The sequence below is a fragment of the Porifericola rhodea genome, from assembly GCF_030506305.1.
GTDB classification, from domain to species: domain Bacteria; phylum Bacteroidota; class Bacteroidia; order Cytophagales; family Cyclobacteriaceae; genus Catalinimonas; species Catalinimonas rhodea.
The window spans coordinates 3,134,324-3,151,679 of sequence record NZ_CP119421.1 but is presented as its reverse complement, the minus strand read 5'-3'; the positions used below and the strand labels follow the sequence as shown (position 1 = coordinate 3,151,679).

12 protein-coding genes are annotated in these 17,356 nt (G+C 43.4%); 8 read left to right on the top strand and 4 right to left on the bottom strand.

Going from position 1 to position 17,356, the window contains the following annotated elements:
* Nucleotides 1-8 precede the first annotated feature (8 nt).
* The 3 genes from PZB74_RS12915 to PZB74_RS12905 are packed head-to-tail and all read left to right on the top strand — an operon-like array spanning nt 9 to nt 7,172.
* On the top strand, nt 9-4,646 hold the full coding sequence (locus tag PZB74_RS12915) for a tandem-95 repeat protein (RefSeq protein ID WP_302236628.1): 4,638 nt from the start codon (nt 9-11) through the stop codon (nt 4,644-4,646).
* A gap of 10 nt (nt 4,647-4,656) precedes the next feature.
* Nucleotides 4,657-5,691, top strand: a complete 1,035-nt coding sequence (locus PZB74_RS12910; protein ID WP_302236625.1) for a PorP/SprF family type IX secretion system membrane protein — start codon at nt 4,657-4,659, stop codon at nt 5,689-5,691.
* A 17-nt stretch (nt 5,692-5,708) separates the two neighbouring features.
* Entirely contained in the window at nt 5,709-7,172 is a 1,464-nt protein-coding gene (locus PZB74_RS12905; RefSeq protein WP_302236623.1) for an OmpA family protein, read from the top strand.
* A 51-nt stretch (nt 7,173-7,223) separates the two neighbouring features.
* Here the strand turns inward: PZB74_RS12905 and PZB74_RS12900 are convergent, their stop codons facing one another.
* Nucleotides 7,224-8,483 (bottom strand): alpha-L-fucosidase, encoded by a 1,260-nt coding sequence (locus PZB74_RS12900; RefSeq protein WP_302236621.1) that lies wholly within the window; start codon nt 8,481-8,483, stop codon nt 7,224-7,226.
* A gap of 313 nt (nt 8,484-8,796) precedes the next feature.
* Between PZB74_RS12900 and PZB74_RS12895 the strand changes: the two genes are divergently transcribed.
* Nucleotides 8,797-9,723, top strand: a complete 927-nt coding sequence (locus PZB74_RS12895; protein ID WP_367281481.1) for a purple acid phosphatase family protein — start codon at nt 8,797-8,799, stop codon at nt 9,721-9,723.
* 72 nt (nt 9,724-9,795) lie between these two features.
* Nucleotides 9,796-10,971, top strand: a complete 1,176-nt coding sequence (locus tag PZB74_RS12890) for a prolipoprotein diacylglyceryl transferase (RefSeq protein WP_302236619.1) — start codon at nt 9,796-9,798, stop codon at nt 10,969-10,971.
* Here the strand turns inward: PZB74_RS12890 and PZB74_RS12885 are convergent.
* The 3 genes from PZB74_RS12885 to PZB74_RS12875 all read right to left on the bottom strand — a co-directional run bounded on the left by PZB74_RS12885 (nt 10,965) and on the right by PZB74_RS12875 (nt 14,078).
* A complete protein-coding gene (locus tag PZB74_RS12885) occupies nt 10,965-12,371 on the bottom strand; it encodes a lytic transglycosylase domain-containing protein (protein WP_302236618.1) in 1,407 nt (468 codons plus the stop codon). The genes PZB74_RS12890 and PZB74_RS12885 overlap by 7 nt on opposite strands.
* 99 nt (nt 12,372-12,470) lie before the next feature.
* Nucleotides 12,471-12,881 carry a hypothetical protein gene (locus PZB74_RS12880; RefSeq protein WP_302236616.1) on the bottom strand — a complete coding sequence of 137 codons (411 nt, stop codon included), beginning with the start codon at nt 12,879-12,881 and terminating at the stop codon, nt 12,471-12,473.
* A gap of 15 nt (nt 12,882-12,896) precedes the next feature.
* Nucleotides 12,897-14,078: a sulfite oxidase gene (locus PZB74_RS12875; protein WP_302242798.1), complete on the bottom strand. Its 1,182-nt coding sequence runs from the start codon at nt 14,076-14,078 to the stop codon at nt 12,897-12,899.
* A 257-nt stretch (nt 14,079-14,335) separates the two neighbouring features.
* On the opposite strand from PZB74_RS12875, the gene PZB74_RS12870 reads away from it, so the two are divergent.
* The 3 genes from PZB74_RS12870 to PZB74_RS12860 all read left to right on the top strand — a co-directional run bounded on the left by PZB74_RS12870 (nt 14,336) and on the right by PZB74_RS12860 (nt 17,199).
* Nucleotides 14,336-15,331, top strand: a complete 996-nt coding sequence (locus PZB74_RS12870; RefSeq protein ID WP_302236614.1) for a carbohydrate-binding domain-containing protein — start codon at nt 14,336-14,338, stop codon at nt 15,329-15,331.
* A gap of 81 nt (nt 15,332-15,412) precedes the next feature.
* The gene (locus tag PZB74_RS12865; RefSeq protein ID WP_302236612.1) at nt 15,413-16,114 is read left to right on the top strand and encodes a porin family protein; all 702 of its coding nucleotides are present in this window, start codon (nt 15,413-15,415) and stop codon (nt 16,112-16,114) included.
* Between the two features lie 29 nt (nt 16,115-16,143).
* Nucleotides 16,144-17,199, top strand: coding sequence for an N-acetylmuramoyl-L-alanine amidase (locus PZB74_RS12860; protein ID WP_302236610.1), 1,056 nt, complete (start codon nt 16,144-16,146; stop codon nt 17,197-17,199).
* The last annotated feature ends 157 nt before the right edge of the window (nt 17,200-17,356 follow it).

Below are 17,356 nucleotides of genomic sequence, written 5' to 3'. Positions count from 1 at the left end.
ACATGATTGTGAGAACACTACATCAAAGAATTAGCACATCCGCATTTTTTCTGTGCTCGCTACTACCGCTAGGCCATGCATTTGCCCAGGGAAGCCCTCCCCAGATTACCAATACGGGTAGCGCTACCATAAATTATCAGGAAGGTGATGCTCCGGCAGAATTACTGGGAAGCGCTATCATAGAAGATAGCGATAGCCCTAATATGCTCATGGCAACAATAGAGCTGAAAGGTAACTACCAAAGTGAGCAGGACACTCTGCTCGTCAACGAAAATGATAACATCAAAGCATACTTTGATGACTCCAGTGGTACCCTCAGACTTCTCAGCCTGAATGCCAATGGAGGAGTAAGCCTGGGCCAAATGCAAAGTGTACTACGCACTCTGCAATTCGCACTTACATCTGGCAACATTAGCAATCGTGAGCTGAGTGTTACTATTACAGTTACAGATGCTGAAGGGAACCAGAGCAGTACGGTAAGTCGCTCGCTGAAAGTTGCCGCCGTAAATGATGCCCCGATTATCAGTAGCACCAATACTTCACCAGTACCAATAGTTGATAACGAAAGCAAAGTGTTTGGTGATATTAGTATTAGTGATGCTGATGATAACAGACTTAGCAAAGTAGAAATTGAAGTTTCTGAAGGCTTTCAGCGTACAGAAGATCGCTTAAAGTTTGAAGCTAACTCTAGAGGGTTACAGCTAAGCATCAGTGATGATAATGACATGATCACCTTGAGCGGTAATGCAAATTTTAATGTATACCAGAATGTAATTCTTGGTTTTGTGTTTGAGCATAAAACATTTTTTCTACGAGCTTCAGGTAGAAGAAGAGTAGACATGCGGGTATACGATGCTCAGGGCGAGGTCAGCAATACCCTTTCGCGTTACTTTATTGTACAGCCCGCTTTTGGTGCCAAGATAAATCTACCTCCCCATCTGGAGGCTTTTACGATAGAGACTTCAGAAAATTCCGGTTACAACTTTGATGAGGATGATTTTGAAGACTACTACAATGATCTTAATGGAGATGATATGCGAGGTATCATTATTCGCACATTGCCTGAAAACGGTACACTTTCTCTAGGAAGCAACGAAATCAATAATGAGTTTATCATTAATCGTACGCTAATTACTCCAGACCAGATCAATCAACTTAACTATACGCCAGCTTCTGGTTTTAGCGGTAGTGATAGCTTTAGCTGGAATGCCCGAGATGATGATGATTTTGCGGTAAACGATGAGAAAATCACGGTACGCGTAAGCCCTGTAAATCAGGCTCCGGTCCTCAACCTACCCTCCACTGCTGATGCGGAAGAAGACGAAGCAACACCTATTCCAGGTATTACACTGACTGATGCAGACCAGGACGAACTCACCGTAGACGTCTCAGTAGAAGATGGTGTTCTCTTTCTTGCACCTAAGGCTATAGAAGAAGGCTGGATAAAATTTATTGGTACCAAAAATGGTGAAAGAGTATTGCTATTTAATGCCCCCGATGAATTGGCTGCTTTTGCACTTAGTGGTCTTATCTACCAGCCAGATGATGGTTTCAATGGTACGGATGAACTGGAAGTTAAAGTCAAAGACAGCCAGGGCGAAGAAGTAGGCGGTAAAACTACTATTAATGTACTGCTTACCAACGATGCCCCGGTTCTTAAACTGGGCAGTGATGAGGCAGAAAAAGTAATTGCATACACCGAGAACAACGCAGCAGTTAAAGTAACGGAAACACTGACGATAGATGATGAAGAAGGAGATCAGATATTATCAGCTACCATCAGTATCAGCCGGGGATTTGTCAAAGGCGAAGATATGCTCAGTGTAAGCAGCCAAAACAATGGCATTGAATCTAGCTACAATAGTGAAAGCGGAACCCTCAACCTAAGTGGTGAAGCTTCGGCTCAGGCTTATCAGACGCTTATTCGTACGATTACTTATGTTAATTCCAGTGAGAATCCTAAAGACACTGAACGTGCCCTTAGCTTTACTGTTACCGACAATGGCAGCCCTAATGCAAGCAGCCAGCCGGTGAACCGTATAATCTCAGTTACTGCGGTAAATGATGCCCCGGTGCTGAGTGGGCTGGAAGAAGCGCCTATCAGCTACGATATTCTGGACAACAAGCCGGTACCAGTTACCAATGGCATCAACATAGTAGATGTGGACAATGGCAATCTGCAGGAAGCTGTAATCGCCTTTACCGAAAGTGCCTATCAAAAAGGAAAAGACGTACTTAGTTTTAAGAACAACGACAAAATTAAAGGTAACTGGAATGCGAACAGTGGGGTGCTTACCCTGAGCGGCTCTGCTTCACTGGCAGACTACCAGGCTGCTATCAAAAGTGTTACCTATAAATTTGAGGGAGAAGAAGACGAGCTTGGAAATGACAGCAAGCAGCTAAGCATACGTGTATCAGATGGTGATGATAACAGCAATACTTTGAGCAGGCCAATCATCGTGATCACCAATGATGCACCTATAGCTTCTGACTTTTCTAAAACTACTAACGAAGACGAGAGTCTGAGTTTTTCAGCCGATGAATTCCCTTATGAGGACCCCGACAATTTCCCAGAGGAAGGCTTGCAGGGCATAGCAATTACAGCCCTACCTCAGTTTGGGGTTCTGCTGCTGGATGGCGACTCCATTTCTACCGCCGATGTAGAAAGTAGTAGTGAAGGAGTACCTGTTTCCGCAGAGCAGATTGCGACTTTACAATATGTGCCTAATAGCAACTACAATGGTGAGGATACCATTAGTTGGGCAGCTTTTGATGGTGCTGAGTACTCCGAATCATCTGCCCTGATTACTATTAATATTAGTGCTCAGGCGGATGCTCCAGTACCTTCCGATATCGCACTCAGCATTCAGGAAGATCAGACTTATACCTTTAAAGCACAACAGTTTAGTGAAGCCGCCCCCGACCCGGATGGAGACGCGCTCAGCGGAATTATTATCCGACAGGCGCCTGCCAATGGAGTCCTTCAGTTCAACGGCATTAACCTGCCAGCAAACAGCAGTCTGGGCATACAGGAAGTGAATAACCTGAAATATGTACCCAATGAGAACTATAATGGTGAAGACAGTTTTAGCTGGACAGCTACTGATGGCACACTTACCAGCGAGCAAACAGCAGTAGTGGCTATTACTATAGAAGCAGTAAACGACGCACCTATAGTGAACAGCTTTACCCGTGCAATAAGTGATGAAGCTACAGCTTACAATTTTGCGGCTGAAGACTATACCAAAAATTACCTGGACATAGAAAATACACCGCTGAGTTTCATCCAGATCACCTCATTACCCCAAACAGGTACTCTTCTGCTTAATGGTACAGCTATAGCCGTTGGTACACAGATCAATGCTGAAAACATTGCAGATTTACAATATCAGGTAGCAGATGAGCAGAGTGTAGGCTTTGCCAGCTTTGGATGGAACGCTTCTGATGGTAGCAGCCTGGCCGCCAAAGCAGCGCAAGTAACTATTATTGTAGGAGTGGGTGTCACTGATTTCAGTATCAGTACTCGCGAAGACACAGAATATGTATTTGCCAGCACTGACTTCAGCAGCAGCTATGGCAATCCTGATGGGGCACTAAGCAAAATTCGTATTGAATCATTACCCCAAAATGGTACGCTAACCCTAAACGACGAAGCTGTTAATGTAGAGCAGGAGATTAGTACCCAGGATATTCCTAAGCTAAAATATGTGCCAGCGGAAAATTATTTTGGCGAAGACAGCCTAAGCTGGAATGGTAGCGACGGTAGCGAATATGCCCCAGAGTCTGCTCAGGTATTTATCAATATAGCAGCGGTTAATGATGTGCCAACCATAGCAGAAATAAACAACATTACCCTGCTGGCAGGGCAGAGTAGCCAGCCGATCAGCCTTGTATTAAGCGACCTGGAATCTCCGGCAGATTCGCTCACTATCATGGTAACAAGCAGCAACGAAGATGTTATTCCGCAGGAAAATATTAACCTCAGCGGTAGTGGAGAAAACCGTAGCCTGGTAGTTACTGCCCTGGCCGATACGCAAGCTGAAGTTATTATTAGCATTACTGTCAACGATGGCGAAGCTACTGCCCAGCAGACATTTAGTGTGATGGTAGTACCATACCTGATTAGCCTGGAAATAGCAGAAAGTATAGACGTTTGCAATGATAGCGAAGAAAGTATAGCGTTAAACATAGAGGGCGGTAACGGCCCGTATCAATTAGTCAGCGAGTGTGATCAGGAAGACTGCTCTCTTGAGTTGATCAACGGAACTATCAGCCTTAACCCTACGGTAAGCACAACCTATTACCTCACCGTTGTAGATGCCAATAATGTTAGTAGTAATACAGATACATTAAGTGTAAATGTAAGAGAATGCAGCAATCTGGAGCTGGAAATTCCTACTGCTTTTACACCGGATGGAGATCAGGTAAATGACTTCTGGCAAATTGGTAACATACAGTATGCTACCAATGTGGTGGTAGAGATTTTTGACCGCTACGGCAAGCAGGTATACCGTTCGGAGGGCTACCGCCAGCCCTGGGATGGCACCTACGAAAATAGCCCGGCTGCTGTAGGAACATACTACTATTTTATAAACATAGAGGGCGGCTTACAATCATATAAAGGTTCAGTTACCATACTCAGATAAATCATAGAGGATGAAGAATATACAACATAAGATCGGAATAAGCCTGGCCATACTGATGTGCCTGTCCTTTCAGCTAAGGGCGCAGCAGTCGTACAGGTTCAGCCAGTTTTTTCAGAATGCAGTTACTTTTAATCCTGCAGTATCCGGTACCGAAGAGTTTGTAGACCTCAAAATCGGTTATAGGCAGCAATGGTCTGGGCTGGACGATGCTCCTCAGACTTACTTTATCAGTGCTCATGCACCACTGGGTAAAAAGGAAAAGAGCTATAGCTTTCAGAACAACTCGCTCCGAATTAGTGACCCTTCTATATACGAAAGGCTGGCAAACGCTCGTACGCTTACCAAAAACAGAATTACCCACGGTGTTGGGGGCTATCTGGTAAGTGATCAGCAGGGGATTTTTCATCAGACCAATGGTATGTTAACCTATGCCTTACACTACGCTGTAGGAAAATCCGTACTATCCTTCGGCTTGGGCGGAGGTCTTAATAATCGTGAGCTAGACCTGGATGGGGTAACTGTAGGAAACACCGAAATTCCTGATGAAACCTATCAGGCATATCTGGCGCAGCAGGGTAAAATTACTAATGTGGATGTTACTGCCGGTTTATTTCTACGTAACGAAAATTTTTATGTGGGCTACTCTGCCAAAAGACTATTAGAGAATGAACTCTTTGCCTCTATTGATGAGATAGAAGCTAAGGAAGAGATGGAGCATTATGGTATGCTGGGTTTAAGATTCAATATCAATAATACACTTTTGGTTTCTCCGGCAGCGTTTGTAAAGTATACAGCAAGTGGCTCTGTGCTTTATGATGCCAACGTACGAGTAAAGTACAATGAACTTTTTTGGGTAGGTGCTTCTTATCGCAGTACCGAAACTGTGATAGGTATGGCTGGTTTTACACTGAATAACCTTATCAACCTGGGTTATTCTTACGATCTGGGTATAGGCGAAATCAACGATTTCCGTTCAGGCGTACATGAAATCGGGCTAGGATTTATGTTGTTTAACAAAAAGGATACATCACCATATTTATGGTAATCAGATATACATTGACTATGAAAAAGTCGGCTATTCAACTACTATTTACTGCTTTTCTACTGACCATTGCCACACAACTGCAAGCTCAGCGGATGTATTTTGAAGAGTCTAAACCACTCTCCGATACGCTTAACTCCAGTGCTGAAGAGAGCCTTCCTATTTATTCTGAGCAGGATAGCACCCTCTTCTTTGTACGCACTTTGTATGCTCAAAATACCGGCGGTATGCTTTCCGGACAGGATATATGGTATGCTAAGAAAGATGCGGAAGGTAACTGGACCAAACCTAAGAATGACCTGAGCAACCTTAATAATGAAGGTAATAATGCTGTGGTAGGGGTGAGCAAAAGTGGCCGTACTATTTACCTCCTTAATGACTATACCGAAGGGAAAGCGCAGCAGGCAGGTCTCTCACTAAGCTTTAATCGCGAAAAAAACTGGGTAGCCCCCAGCAATGTTAGTATTCCTGGCATTACTGATAAGCAGGGCACATTTTATAGCCTGTATGTGCATTCTTCAGAAGAGGTGGTACTCATATCTATGCAAAAAGAGAACAGTGTTGGGCAGGAGGACTTGTATGTAAGCACTAAAGACCCTTTTAACAATACCTGGTCTGAACCTGTGCACCTGGGCCCTACCATCAATACGGAGGGTTTTGAGATGTCTCCCTACCTGACCGAAGACAAGAAAACACTTTTCTTCTCCAGTAATGGTCATCCTGGCTATGGTAACGCAGACATTTTTGTAGCACATCGTAAAGATACCTCCTGGACAAACTGGACAAGCCCCCAAAACCTGGGCGATAAAATCAATTCAGCTGGCTTTGATGCCTATTTTACCGCAAAAGAAGATAATGAAGTATTTTTTGTAAGCAACCGCCGTGGTTCATCTGCCGATATTTACACCTCAAGAATCATTACCGAAGAAGAGCGCCAGCAGATGTTGGCCAATCGTGTTTCCGGAGGTGGAAGAGGGGCCGAAGTGCTAAGAAATACCAACTCATCCTCTCCTATTTATGGGCTGGATTCTGAAACACAGGCCCTGTTAGATGAGACCCGCGCATTGCTGGATGAGTTTAACAAAATAAAAGATGGAGATGATAGCAGTACAGCTGCTGCTGGTGGAAATACCGGAGGTAGTACCGCAAATACTATGTCACCTCAAAAAATGCTTTTTGAACTCAACTCAGATGCCATAAAAGCTGAATACACTTCTACGCTGGATGAGGTAGTTTCTACCCTACGTCAGAACCCCAGAATGAAGGTAGAGGTGGTAGGCCATGCGGATGATACCGGAGGAAAAGATTATAACCTGCGATTGTCTATTCAACGAGCGATTGCCGTAAAGCAATACCTGATTGAGCAAGGTGTAGGCGAAAGAAGAATCATTACCTATGGAAAAGGTTCTACCCAACCTTTAACCAATAATCAGACATCTCAGGCCAGACAGCAAAACAGAAGAGTGGTTATCACTTATATGTAAAATACTAAAGCCGGTTTTCACCGGCTTTTTTCATATTCTTCTACTTCATTACTAATTACTTTCTATCACATTTCCTTCTTCTCTGTAGAGTTCTACCTCACCTTTTAGTTGCAAAGCAATTACAGTTACCTGCGCATCCAATTCATCTTCTGGCACATTGATATAAACTATACCGGGAACTTCGCTCCAGTACTGTTTGCCTAAAATCTGATGGGGTAGCTTGGTACCATTTCCTACAATCCGGATTCGGTTAATTTTGTTTTTTAACCCTTTAATCACAAGAGGTCCATTGGGCTTGTGTTCTACAAATAGGTAAAGCGTCTGCTTGTCTTTAGAAAGCGTAGTGGGCCCATGAAAATGTCCTAAAGGAATACCAGCCTGCGTACCATAGATAGCCTCCTGATGTTTGTTTGTCCAACGGCCCAACTCTCTAAGTATAATCTCCTGCTCTTCAGGAATGCTGCCATCCGCTTTTGGAGCAATATCCAGTAAGAGGTTTCCTCCCATGCTAATGCAGTCTGTAAAGATGCGGATAATCTGATTTGGCGTTTTATAATTGTGGTCATTCTCCTGAAAGCCCCAGGAGTCGTTCATCGTCATACAAAGCTCCCAGTATGGGTTGTCGGGGCGAGTTACAGGTACTCCCTGCTCTGGCGTAGCATAATCGCCATACTGGCCCAGGCGAGAGTTAACTATAAGGTCTGGCTGCCACTCCAGAAGCTGTTTCTTCAGCTCCTTGGCTTTCCATTGCTCGGCACTGGCTTCCCAGTCTCCATCAAACCAAAGTACGGCCGGCTCATAGGTAGTAACAAGCTCTTCCAACTGTGCCCGCTGAAATTTAAGAAAACGTTGCCAACGTTCAGGATCATCGGTATAGCGCTTTTTTGTACGGGTATGGATAGGGTAATCTGGATGAGACCAGTCATTTAACGAATAATAAAGGCCAGCTTTTATCCCCTCTTTTCGTACTGCTTCTACAAAAGGAGCTACCAGGTCGCGACGGGCAGGAGTTTTTTCCAGCACATCCAGTTCACTTACCTGGGTATCCCAAAGAGCTACCCCATCGTGGTGTTTTGTAGTGAGAATTGTATAGCGCGCTCCACTATCTTTGATGAGCCTGGCCCAATAGGCCGGATCATAGTTTGTGGCTGTAAAACCATCCAGCTGCTTCATATAGTCTTCGTAAGAGAGGTAACCGTTAAAAAAAGACCAGGACTCGTCTATTCCTTCCACAGCATAAATTCCCCAGTGAATAAAAATGCCAAGCTTGGCATCGTTAAACCAGGACAGGCGCTCTTCAGGCTTATCCACTTTTTGCGCATTTATTTGCACAGGCCAGGCAAAAAGGAGAGCAAAAAAACAAAAAAGTGGCAGTCGTAAGGTATGTGTCTTACTGCCATAAACTTGAGAACAAAGCATAAACCAATGATTGATTAGCGAATTAATTAAGCCTGCAATAAAGCAAAACAAAAACGCAAAGTATGATACTTATTTTGCAAATCTTATGAAGAGCAAAGGTGTCCCGTTCAAAAATAAAAGTTGATTCTAATTTTTGCCCGGCTTTAGAATTAATCAAAATTTAATCTGATACCTTTTATCCTTTGCCTATTAGTGTTTAGCTTTAATTTTAAACTTTCAAATCACAGATATTCTGGACGTTACAAATCAGCAAAGCCTTCGTTTCTTAGTTATTGGTGACTGGGGAAGAGAAGGCTCCATAGAGCAATACGCTACCGCATCTCAACTGGCGCATCAGGCAGAACAGCTAAATGCCGAGTTTATCATCTCTACCGGAGATAATTTTTATGAGAATGGCGTAGAAAGCACCCACGACCCACTCTGGCAAATAAGCTTTGAGAAAGTATACCACCAACATGCGCTTCAGATTCCCTGGTACGCAGTACTGGGCAATCATGACTATCGTAGTAATACCCTGGCACAGATACGCTATAGCATGCAAAGCCAACGCTGGAAAATGCCTGCCCGCTACTACAGCCAGATAATGCAGCTAAGTGACAAGAGTGATGTACACCTAATTTTTACCGATACTACCCCATTTATTGGCGAATATTGGGAGACTGAAGACCACCCTGACGTTTTTTCTCAAAAACCTGAAGAACAGCTCAGCTGGCTCAAACAAACGCTGGAAGAAAGTCAGGCGCAATGGAAAATTGTGATTGGACACCATCCGGTATTTTCGTCCAGCCCTATGCATGGAGACTCCGAAGAGCTCGTAAAACACTTTTTACCCCTCTTTGAAGAGTACGGCGTAGATGCCTACCTCTGTGGTCACGAACACGATTTGCAGCTACAAAAACCTGATGGGCAGACTATCTATCTAGTATCTGGGGCTGGCTCCGAAGTAAGAGAAGCAGACCAGAAAGAGATGACATTGTTTAGTATAGGTGAGCAAGGCTTCGCCTATATTGAAATTTGTGATGAGCAGATGGATATCAGGTTTATCAGTAGCAAAGGTAAAACCCTTTACGAATTAATACATACACCCAGCTCAGCCAGTACTCTGGGCGTTGCCAAAAGCCTAAATCCATAACAGTTGCCTAAATACTGCCTGCCTCATGACAGTTTGGACAAAAAAACTATCTTTGCTGCAAACTATTAGACTATGTCATTGATAAATTATATGGTCTGGACGGCTGATCCGGAACTCTTGGAAATTGGAAGTTTAAGCATACGTTGGTACGGTCTGCTCTTTGCCAGTGGCTTTCTTATTTCTCAGCAAATACTGTTTCGTATTTTTAAGGCCGAAGGGCATAAGGAGTCAGACGTAGAAACGCTGACCGTATATATGGTGATTGCTACCATACTAGGAGCCCGCCTGGGGCATGTGTTCTTTTACGAACCGGCTCGCTACCTTGCTAATCCTATAGACATACTCAAAATATGGGAAGGTGGGCTAGCCAGCCACGGGGCAGCTTTTGGAATTTTGTTTGCTCTTTTTCTCTACAGCAACTACGATATTCGCATTGGTTTAGGCAAATCAAAAAGTGTCTTCCAAAAGAGAAAGCGCCCCGGACAAAGCTTTCTTTGGGTGGTAGACCGAATCGTGATTGTAGTAGCCATGACAGGAGCACTAATTCGCTTCGGCAATTTTATGAACTCTGAAATTGAAGGACTGCCTACACATAGCGACTATGGTGTAGTCTTTGCCTGGGATGCCAAAGAGGCTATTCTACGTAGCAGCCAGGCAGTAGAAGATGTTGAAGTAGACAGCGATGACGAAAGTAGGCCCGAAACCGCGAATGCTGAGGCATCTCTTACCGAACCCGATAAGTATCGCCCAATTACCTTTACCATTCGTTTTAGAAATATGGGTTATGCTGAAGATGAGATCCGCAGCTATCTGGAAAGTAGAGTAAAAAGCCTGTTCACCAACTATCAGAGTATCCGTAAGCATGTATATGAACCAGCAGGCACACCGCTCAATTACACTTTGGAGCAAGATCGTGGAGCTTTTGTAGCTAAAGTATATACTTATGGCGTACCTCGCCATCCGGCGCAGCTGTATGAGTCTGGCACTTCCTTCCTCATCTTTGTTTTTCTTTTGCTAATCTGGTATAAGATGAGAAGCAAAACACCTGAAGGTTTACTGCTGGGCTTATTTTTGGTTATACTGTTTGGTCTTCGTTTTGTACACGAATACTTTAAAGAAAATCAGGTTGGCTTTGAAGACTCTATCCCACTCAATATGGGGCAGTGGCTTAGTATTCCTCTAATAATTGCCGGAATTATACTTCTGCTGCGTGTAGCGGGCAGCTCAAAGAAAAAAGTTAATCAATAGCGAGAGCGAGCGTATTGTGATTCAGGCACATATATTTTCAGAGATTGGCCTGAACGAATTACATTATCGTGCATAGCATTCCAGTCTCTGATCTGCCTGATACTTACTCCATAGCGGGCTGCAATGCCAATCATGGTCTGCCCGCGCTTTACTTTGTGCTCAATAAGCTTCAGGTCAGGCGCGTTGGGTACAATTTCTTTACGTTGTTTAAGCACCTGGGCTGTAGTAGCTATTTCATCGTCAGATACATAACCTGCTATCAGACTCTGATATTCACTTTCAAAAGCAGCAATTTTGTTTAGCGGCAGTACCAAAGGCCAGCCATCTCGTGAAGCCGGAACTATTTTCTTGGTTAAAGCTGGATTTAGAAACTCCAGGTGTTCCTGTTCTAATGCCAATACATCAGATAATTCTTCAAAGTCAACTTCATGATAAAGACGTACTGTATCCACCGCCTGAAAAGGCAACTCAGGCAACTGAGGTCTCAAGTTGTGTTCTTTAGAGTAACGGTTAAGGTATACTAAAGCCATAAATGCAGGTACATAGCTACGAGTTTCGCTGGGTAAATACTTTCTTATTTTCCAGTAGTTTTTGCTTCTGCCTGCTCTTATGATTGCTTTATTTACATTGCCTGGACCGCTATTGTATGCAGCTAGTGCCATAGGCCAGTTACCGTACATGCTGTATAGTTTCTTCAGGTACTTTACGGCAGTCTGTGTAGAAACATAGGGGTCTCTTCTTTCATCCAGATAATCGTTAATCTGCATACCCAGCCATCTACCCGTATTATAACGAATCTGCCACAATCCGACTGCTTCCATATGAGAACTGGCAGTGGCATGTAGTGCGGACTCAACCATGGTTAGATACTTAAGTTCCTGAGGTAATTTTTCTTCCATCAGCACCTGCTCTATGTAAGGAAAGTAGAGCATGCTTTTACCCATCATGCGCTCTGTCAGATCTTTTTTTCGTATGGCATAGAGGTCAATAAAGTTTTCTACATGTGAGTTGTAAGTAAGCTCCAGGTCAGAGGTAATATTGTTAAATCGCTGTTGGTATACCGAATCAGGGTAGCTTATCAGCTCATCCTTTTGAAACCCATAAGGATTAACGCTAAAAGTATCTATTGGAATAGTAAACAGATTGTTGGCAGCACTATCCAGGTAACCAATCGCATAGGTATCGCTGTCTTCAGAGTTCTGCTGCCCCTGAGCAGTGTCAAAGAAGCCCATAATAGCGCTCAGCATACTTTTATCTGCGGCTTTTGCTTTGGGTGCTCTTCGTGTGCTGTCTTTGCTTAGCTCTACCGAAGATACACTCTGGTTAATTTCTGTACACGCACTAAAAAAAAGAATGAAAGTACTGGTAAAAAAAATAAAATATGGTCTTTTAGTTTCCATAACATCTATATAAGGGTCTCCTAGACCAAAATGTTATGGAAGCTCTATATTAATTTTAAATTAAATAGAGCATATTCCATTATACCAAATTTTATATGGCTATTTCAAATCATACCATTCAATATTCTCCAGGTTTTTTCGTCTGCCCTCGGCTTCTGGTGCATAATGCTCTGCCAGATAATCCAGAATCTGATCTTCATTTTCTCCAAGATCCCATAGCTTCTGGGTTTCCTGCATCCATACAATCATGTTTTTCCAACCTTCTCTGCTAGCTCTGTTTTGTGTAATTAGCTTAGCAGAATGACAGGCGGTACAATTGCCAATTACCAGAGGTAGTGCATCATCTATCACCAGGCCAGTAGCCGCATCCAGGCTATCACTAGCATTTACGCTTACAGTATCTTCCTCCTGTTCAGTCTCACGCTTGTTCTCAGGCTGCTGACAATAACTTAAGAGTACAGCAATAGCAAAGAACAAAAGTGCAGCAGGTATTGTAGTCTTTCTAATCATGCTCATCTTATTTTTTTACTCTACCATAACCGCTATGCGATGACAGGCGTTATTCAGATACCCCTTGGGATTCCAGCCAGGCACTAACATAGGCTGCATTTGCCCTTCGCTATCTGTGGCCCTGGCCCATACTTCATAATAGCCTTTTTCAGGAAAGTCTAGCTGTGCGCTAAAATGCTGCCAGGCCATACGATTTTTAGGTTTACGCAACTGACAAGGCTGCCAGCTTGCTCCAAAATCTATAGAATAATCAACAGACTGAACTGACAAATCTCCTGCCCAAGCATGTCCGCGAATATCCAGTTTACGACCTTCTTTAATTTTGGCTCCGGTTTTAGGGTAGGTAATCAGAGACTTGACGGGCATAGATTCAATTATGCACATTTGATCGTCTGGCACTTTAGAACCGGGAGCTACTGGCTTACAGGGCACCCGATAAGAATCACCTCCCATTTTAGGACCATCATGCACTTTGTTTCTTATCACAATTTTGCTCAGCCATTTTCCTGAAGTTGAGGCAGGCCAGCCTCCAAATACTAATCGTAAAGGATAACCATTCATCAAGGGCAGGTCCTCTCCATTCATGGCCCAGGCAATCAAGGCTTCATCTTCCAGCGCTTTGTGCATAGGCACCCCACGCGAGATAACCACTTTGTCAGGGTCATTGCTGATATGTACGTCACGACCATAATAACCAATATATACTGCATCATCTTTAATCCCCACATCCTCCAGAACATCTTTCAGGCGCACACCTGTCCATTCAGGGCAACCTACCGCACCCGTACTCCACTGGTTACCTTTGGCCGGAGGGTTAAACTCATTGCGGCCGTTTCCACCACATTCAATAGTAAGCTGGTAAGTATAGTGCTTAAATTTGTCTTTAAGCTCTTGCAGACTGTAGGTTTTGCTTTGTTTGGCAGACTCACCTTCTATAGTTAATGTCCATGTGTTCAGGTCAATTTCGCGGGGAGGTATACCATTGTTACGCACAAAAAGTGTTTCTGCTGTAGTAACCTCATCATCCAGCAAATGCGGTGGGGTCTCTACATTCCAGGGGCGGTCGTTAAGTACTACCAAGTCAGGGTGCTTACCTTCTAACTGAAAGGCCTCAGTAGTGTCTGCCAAAGCCGCAGGAATCAGTCCTTCAGGCATCTGATTAGCGTACACGATTTTTCCACCTAATACAGAACTCATAGCCGCCAGGGCACTTTTCTTTAAAAATCCTCTTCTGCTCGCAGGATCACAACTTCTCCCCCAAAGTAAACGGTCTGCTTTGGCAGGATTTAGGCTGTAGAGCGCATGTATACCCATGCGTCTTTTTTCTTTACTCATAAAACCAATTTTTTACTAAGCGCGTAATTTAAAAATATTTGTTTTGTATGCAGGTAAAGCCTAACAAACTTTGTTGCAGGCATTACAAGCAATAGAACACTTTTTGATTACTTTCTAGTATGTTAAAAAAGCTCTTTTTCGGCATATTTTTACTGCTTGCATTGGCAGGATTAGCCCGACTTTTCGCCCCCAACTGGTATAACTTCCTCTCTATGAATGCCCCCCTGTCCGATGCAGAAGTATTAATTGTAGAAGGCTGGGTATCAGAAAACACTTTAAAACATGCTGCCGAGCTTTACCACCAGGGTAAGTATAAAAAAATAATTACTGCAAGCATTAATCTTGAAAACGAATTTTATCTTCACTCCAAAGGCGGACTGGTGTATGAGGTAGGACAAATGAATATGCCTGCTTATAATACCGTAACAGTCTGGGCACACAGCCCAATGGTAGGTGGAGAGCACGGAAAATTGCTGCTTATGGCTGATACTGATACTTTGGGAGAAGTAGAAACCAAAGCTCAACTCCAGGCATATTCATTCCCCTTAACCCTAAACTCTGATAGTATACAGCAGATTAAAGTTATCTTTACGAATGACTTTTATGACTTTGAGGAGCAGAAAGACAGAAATGTATACATACATAGTCTATACCTGGATAGTACGTTTATACCCAACCGTACTTCTCTGGTGCACTACGACAGAGGAAAGATAGATGGAGAGCGCCTCCAGGCTGTGCATAAGAGTAGAGCAGGCTCCTCCGCCGATATTCTGATTGAACATGGAGTACCAGCAGAACAAATACAAATTATTGATGCCCCTCGTGTTAAATACAACAAAACCTATACTACCGCAGATGCAGTAGCGGAGTGGATGGAAGAATATGTACAGGAAGAACTACGTGTCAATTTAATTTCTGAGCACCTTCATGCCCGCCGCAGCTGGTTGCTTTTTCGTAAGGCCCTGCCCGATAGGGTTAAACTAGGTGTAATATCTTCTTCGGGTTCTCACCAGGATGCTGCTGATTACTGGTGGAAAGAAGAAGAGCACTCTGCCTATGTTATAGACCAGACCATGAAATTCTGGTATGCCATTGCCTCCTATTACTTTATATAAATATCAGAAGACTTCTACTAAGATTAGTTTCAAAAAAGTGGTATATTCAGCAAGTTAGCCTCAGCCTAAACATGCTTCTGTATGAAGAAATTTATACCACTGCTCTCACTCATATTATTTGCTCTTCCGGTTTCAGCGCAGGAGTTAAGCTGGAGTTTGCATGTGGCTCCCGGCATTTCTTATCGTTTAGCTCAGCAGCAGGCGCTCAGCGATTATGCTCAGACGGTACAATTAGGAGAGAAGTCTATGTATGTCTTTGATTTTGGGTTTGGCCTCCAAAAAAGTGTGAGCAAGAGGCTAGATATTGCCACCGCTATTAATTACTCTCAGAAAGGCTTTTCAAATATTCATGTTTCTGCGGTATATCAGGCTTCGGACCTCAATCGCCGTTACACTATTGACTTTGTACAAGACTACCTGGAGCTACCTTTTTACCTCACGTATAGCGTAATGCAGAACGACAAGTTTGAGCTCTACCCACTGCTCGGTATCACTAATAGCCTACTTCTCTATGAAAAAAACAAAGTAAGTACCCGCAGTGGTGAAGCCAGCGCTGAAACAATACAATTGCTCTCACAGCCTTACCTTAAAAGCAAAGTGCAGCATAATCTGGGTGCGATTGGCGGCATAGGTATAGAAGGAAAAGTAGATCCCCAAACCGCTATAGGCCTGGAAGCCATTAGTAAGATTATGCTTACTCCCTTAGAAGATCATTTTAGCCAAAGCCGGCGCTATTTATATTCCTTCAATCTTAATTTCAAATTTGTAAGGAAAATTCGCTAATTCGTATTCTGTTTTTACCGAATACGTGTATGCATACCTCTCGTCTTTTTATAGCCATTGCTCTTTTCTGCTGCGCATGTGCCGGCAGCCAATCTATTGAGATCGTTGAAAAGCCTATCGTCTTTGATGATGAAAGAAGAGCACTTTCTCTGGCTTATATGAAAGAACACTACGGCATAGAAGCTGAGGAACCTGGCATAACTCCCCGTATGATAGTAGTACACTGGACAGCTATACCTACCCTGGAAGGCTCCTTTAATGCGTTTTATGAGAGCAGACTCCCTTCTTTTCGTACAGGTATTTCCAGTGGCGGCGCGCTGAATGTTTCAGTACCTTACCTCATAGATCAGGATGGCACCATCTACCAACTAATGTCCGATACTCTGATGGGACGACACGTCATTGGGCTTAACCATACCGCTATCGGAATAGAAAATGTGGGCAATGGAGAAGATACGCCGCTTACAGAAGCTCAGTATGAGGCCAACAAAAAGCTGATTCGCTACTTAACGAAAAAGTATGATATAGATTACCTCATTGGCCACCACGAATACCAACGCTTTAAAAACCATCCACTGTGGTTGGAACAGGATCCTGACTACCTCACCGAGAAAAGTGACCCTGGCGATGCTTTTATGCAAAGGCTACGTAATGACCTGGGCAGCCTTGACTTCAAGCCCCTACCCGAAGAAGAAACCCAAGCTATAAGGCAGGGAATTGTAGGACAGGTACTCTGGGTAGAAGGCAACCAGATGCCGGGCATAGGCCAGAGCCATAAATCTCCCAAGCCTAAAGGAATTCAACGCAAAGTATATGTTTACAATGTTTTGCAACGTGATGAGCTTGAGTACGAAGCAGGTTTTTTTAAGAAACCGAAGCAGCCTGCGGTAAAAGTGGTAAACAGTGATAGTTCAGGTCACTTTAGCGTTGCTCTGGATACAGGCAGCTACTCTCTTCTGGTAGAAGAACCTCAGGGCCTGTATGCCAATCTTTTTGATGGCAATGGGTACGTACAAGTAACAAAAGTAGAAAAAGACAGCGTCAACAAGGTTGAGCTCAAAATAGATTACAAAGCCTCCTACTAATCAATAACTCCTAGTCAAATCTTACACCTTAGATTCTGTATTTAGCCTAAGTACAGCCTGGCATTTATTTTCATGAAGACCCATCAGCTTCATTCTCTTATTATTTTACTTAAAATACTTACATAGTTTAAGTCATTATATCTTTATTTTATTACAG

Coding starts and splice junctions, on each gene's coding strand:
- PZB74_RS12910 (WP_302236625.1), top strand. CDS start 4,657: ATGAAGAATATACAACATAAGATCGGAATAAGCCTGGCCATACTGATG.
- PZB74_RS12905 (WP_302236623.1), top strand. CDS start 5,709: ATGAAAAAGTCGGCTATTCAACTACTATTTACTGCTTTTCTACTGACC.
- PZB74_RS12890 (WP_302236619.1), top strand. CDS start 9,796: ATGTCATTGATAAATTATATGGTCTGGACGGCTGATCCGGAACTCTTG.
- PZB74_RS12885 (WP_302236618.1), bottom strand. CDS start 12,371: ATGGAAACTAAAAGACCATATTTTATTTTTTTTACCAGTACTTTCATT.
- PZB74_RS12880 (WP_302236616.1), bottom strand. CDS start 12,881: ATGATTAGAAAGACTACAATACCTGCTGCACTTTTGTTCTTTGCTATT.
- PZB74_RS12875 (WP_302242798.1), bottom strand. CDS start 14,078: ATGAGTTCTGTATTAGGTGGAAAAATCGTGTACGCTAATCAGATGCCT.
- PZB74_RS12870 (WP_302236614.1), top strand. CDS start 14,336: ATGTTAAAAAAGCTCTTTTTCGGCATATTTTTACTGCTTGCATTGGCA.
- PZB74_RS12865 (WP_302236612.1), top strand. CDS start 15,413: ATGAAGAAATTTATACCACTGCTCTCACTCATATTATTTGCTCTTCCG.
- PZB74_RS12860 (WP_302236610.1), top strand. CDS start 16,144: ATGCATACCTCTCGTCTTTTTATAGCCATTGCTCTTTTCTGCTGCGCA.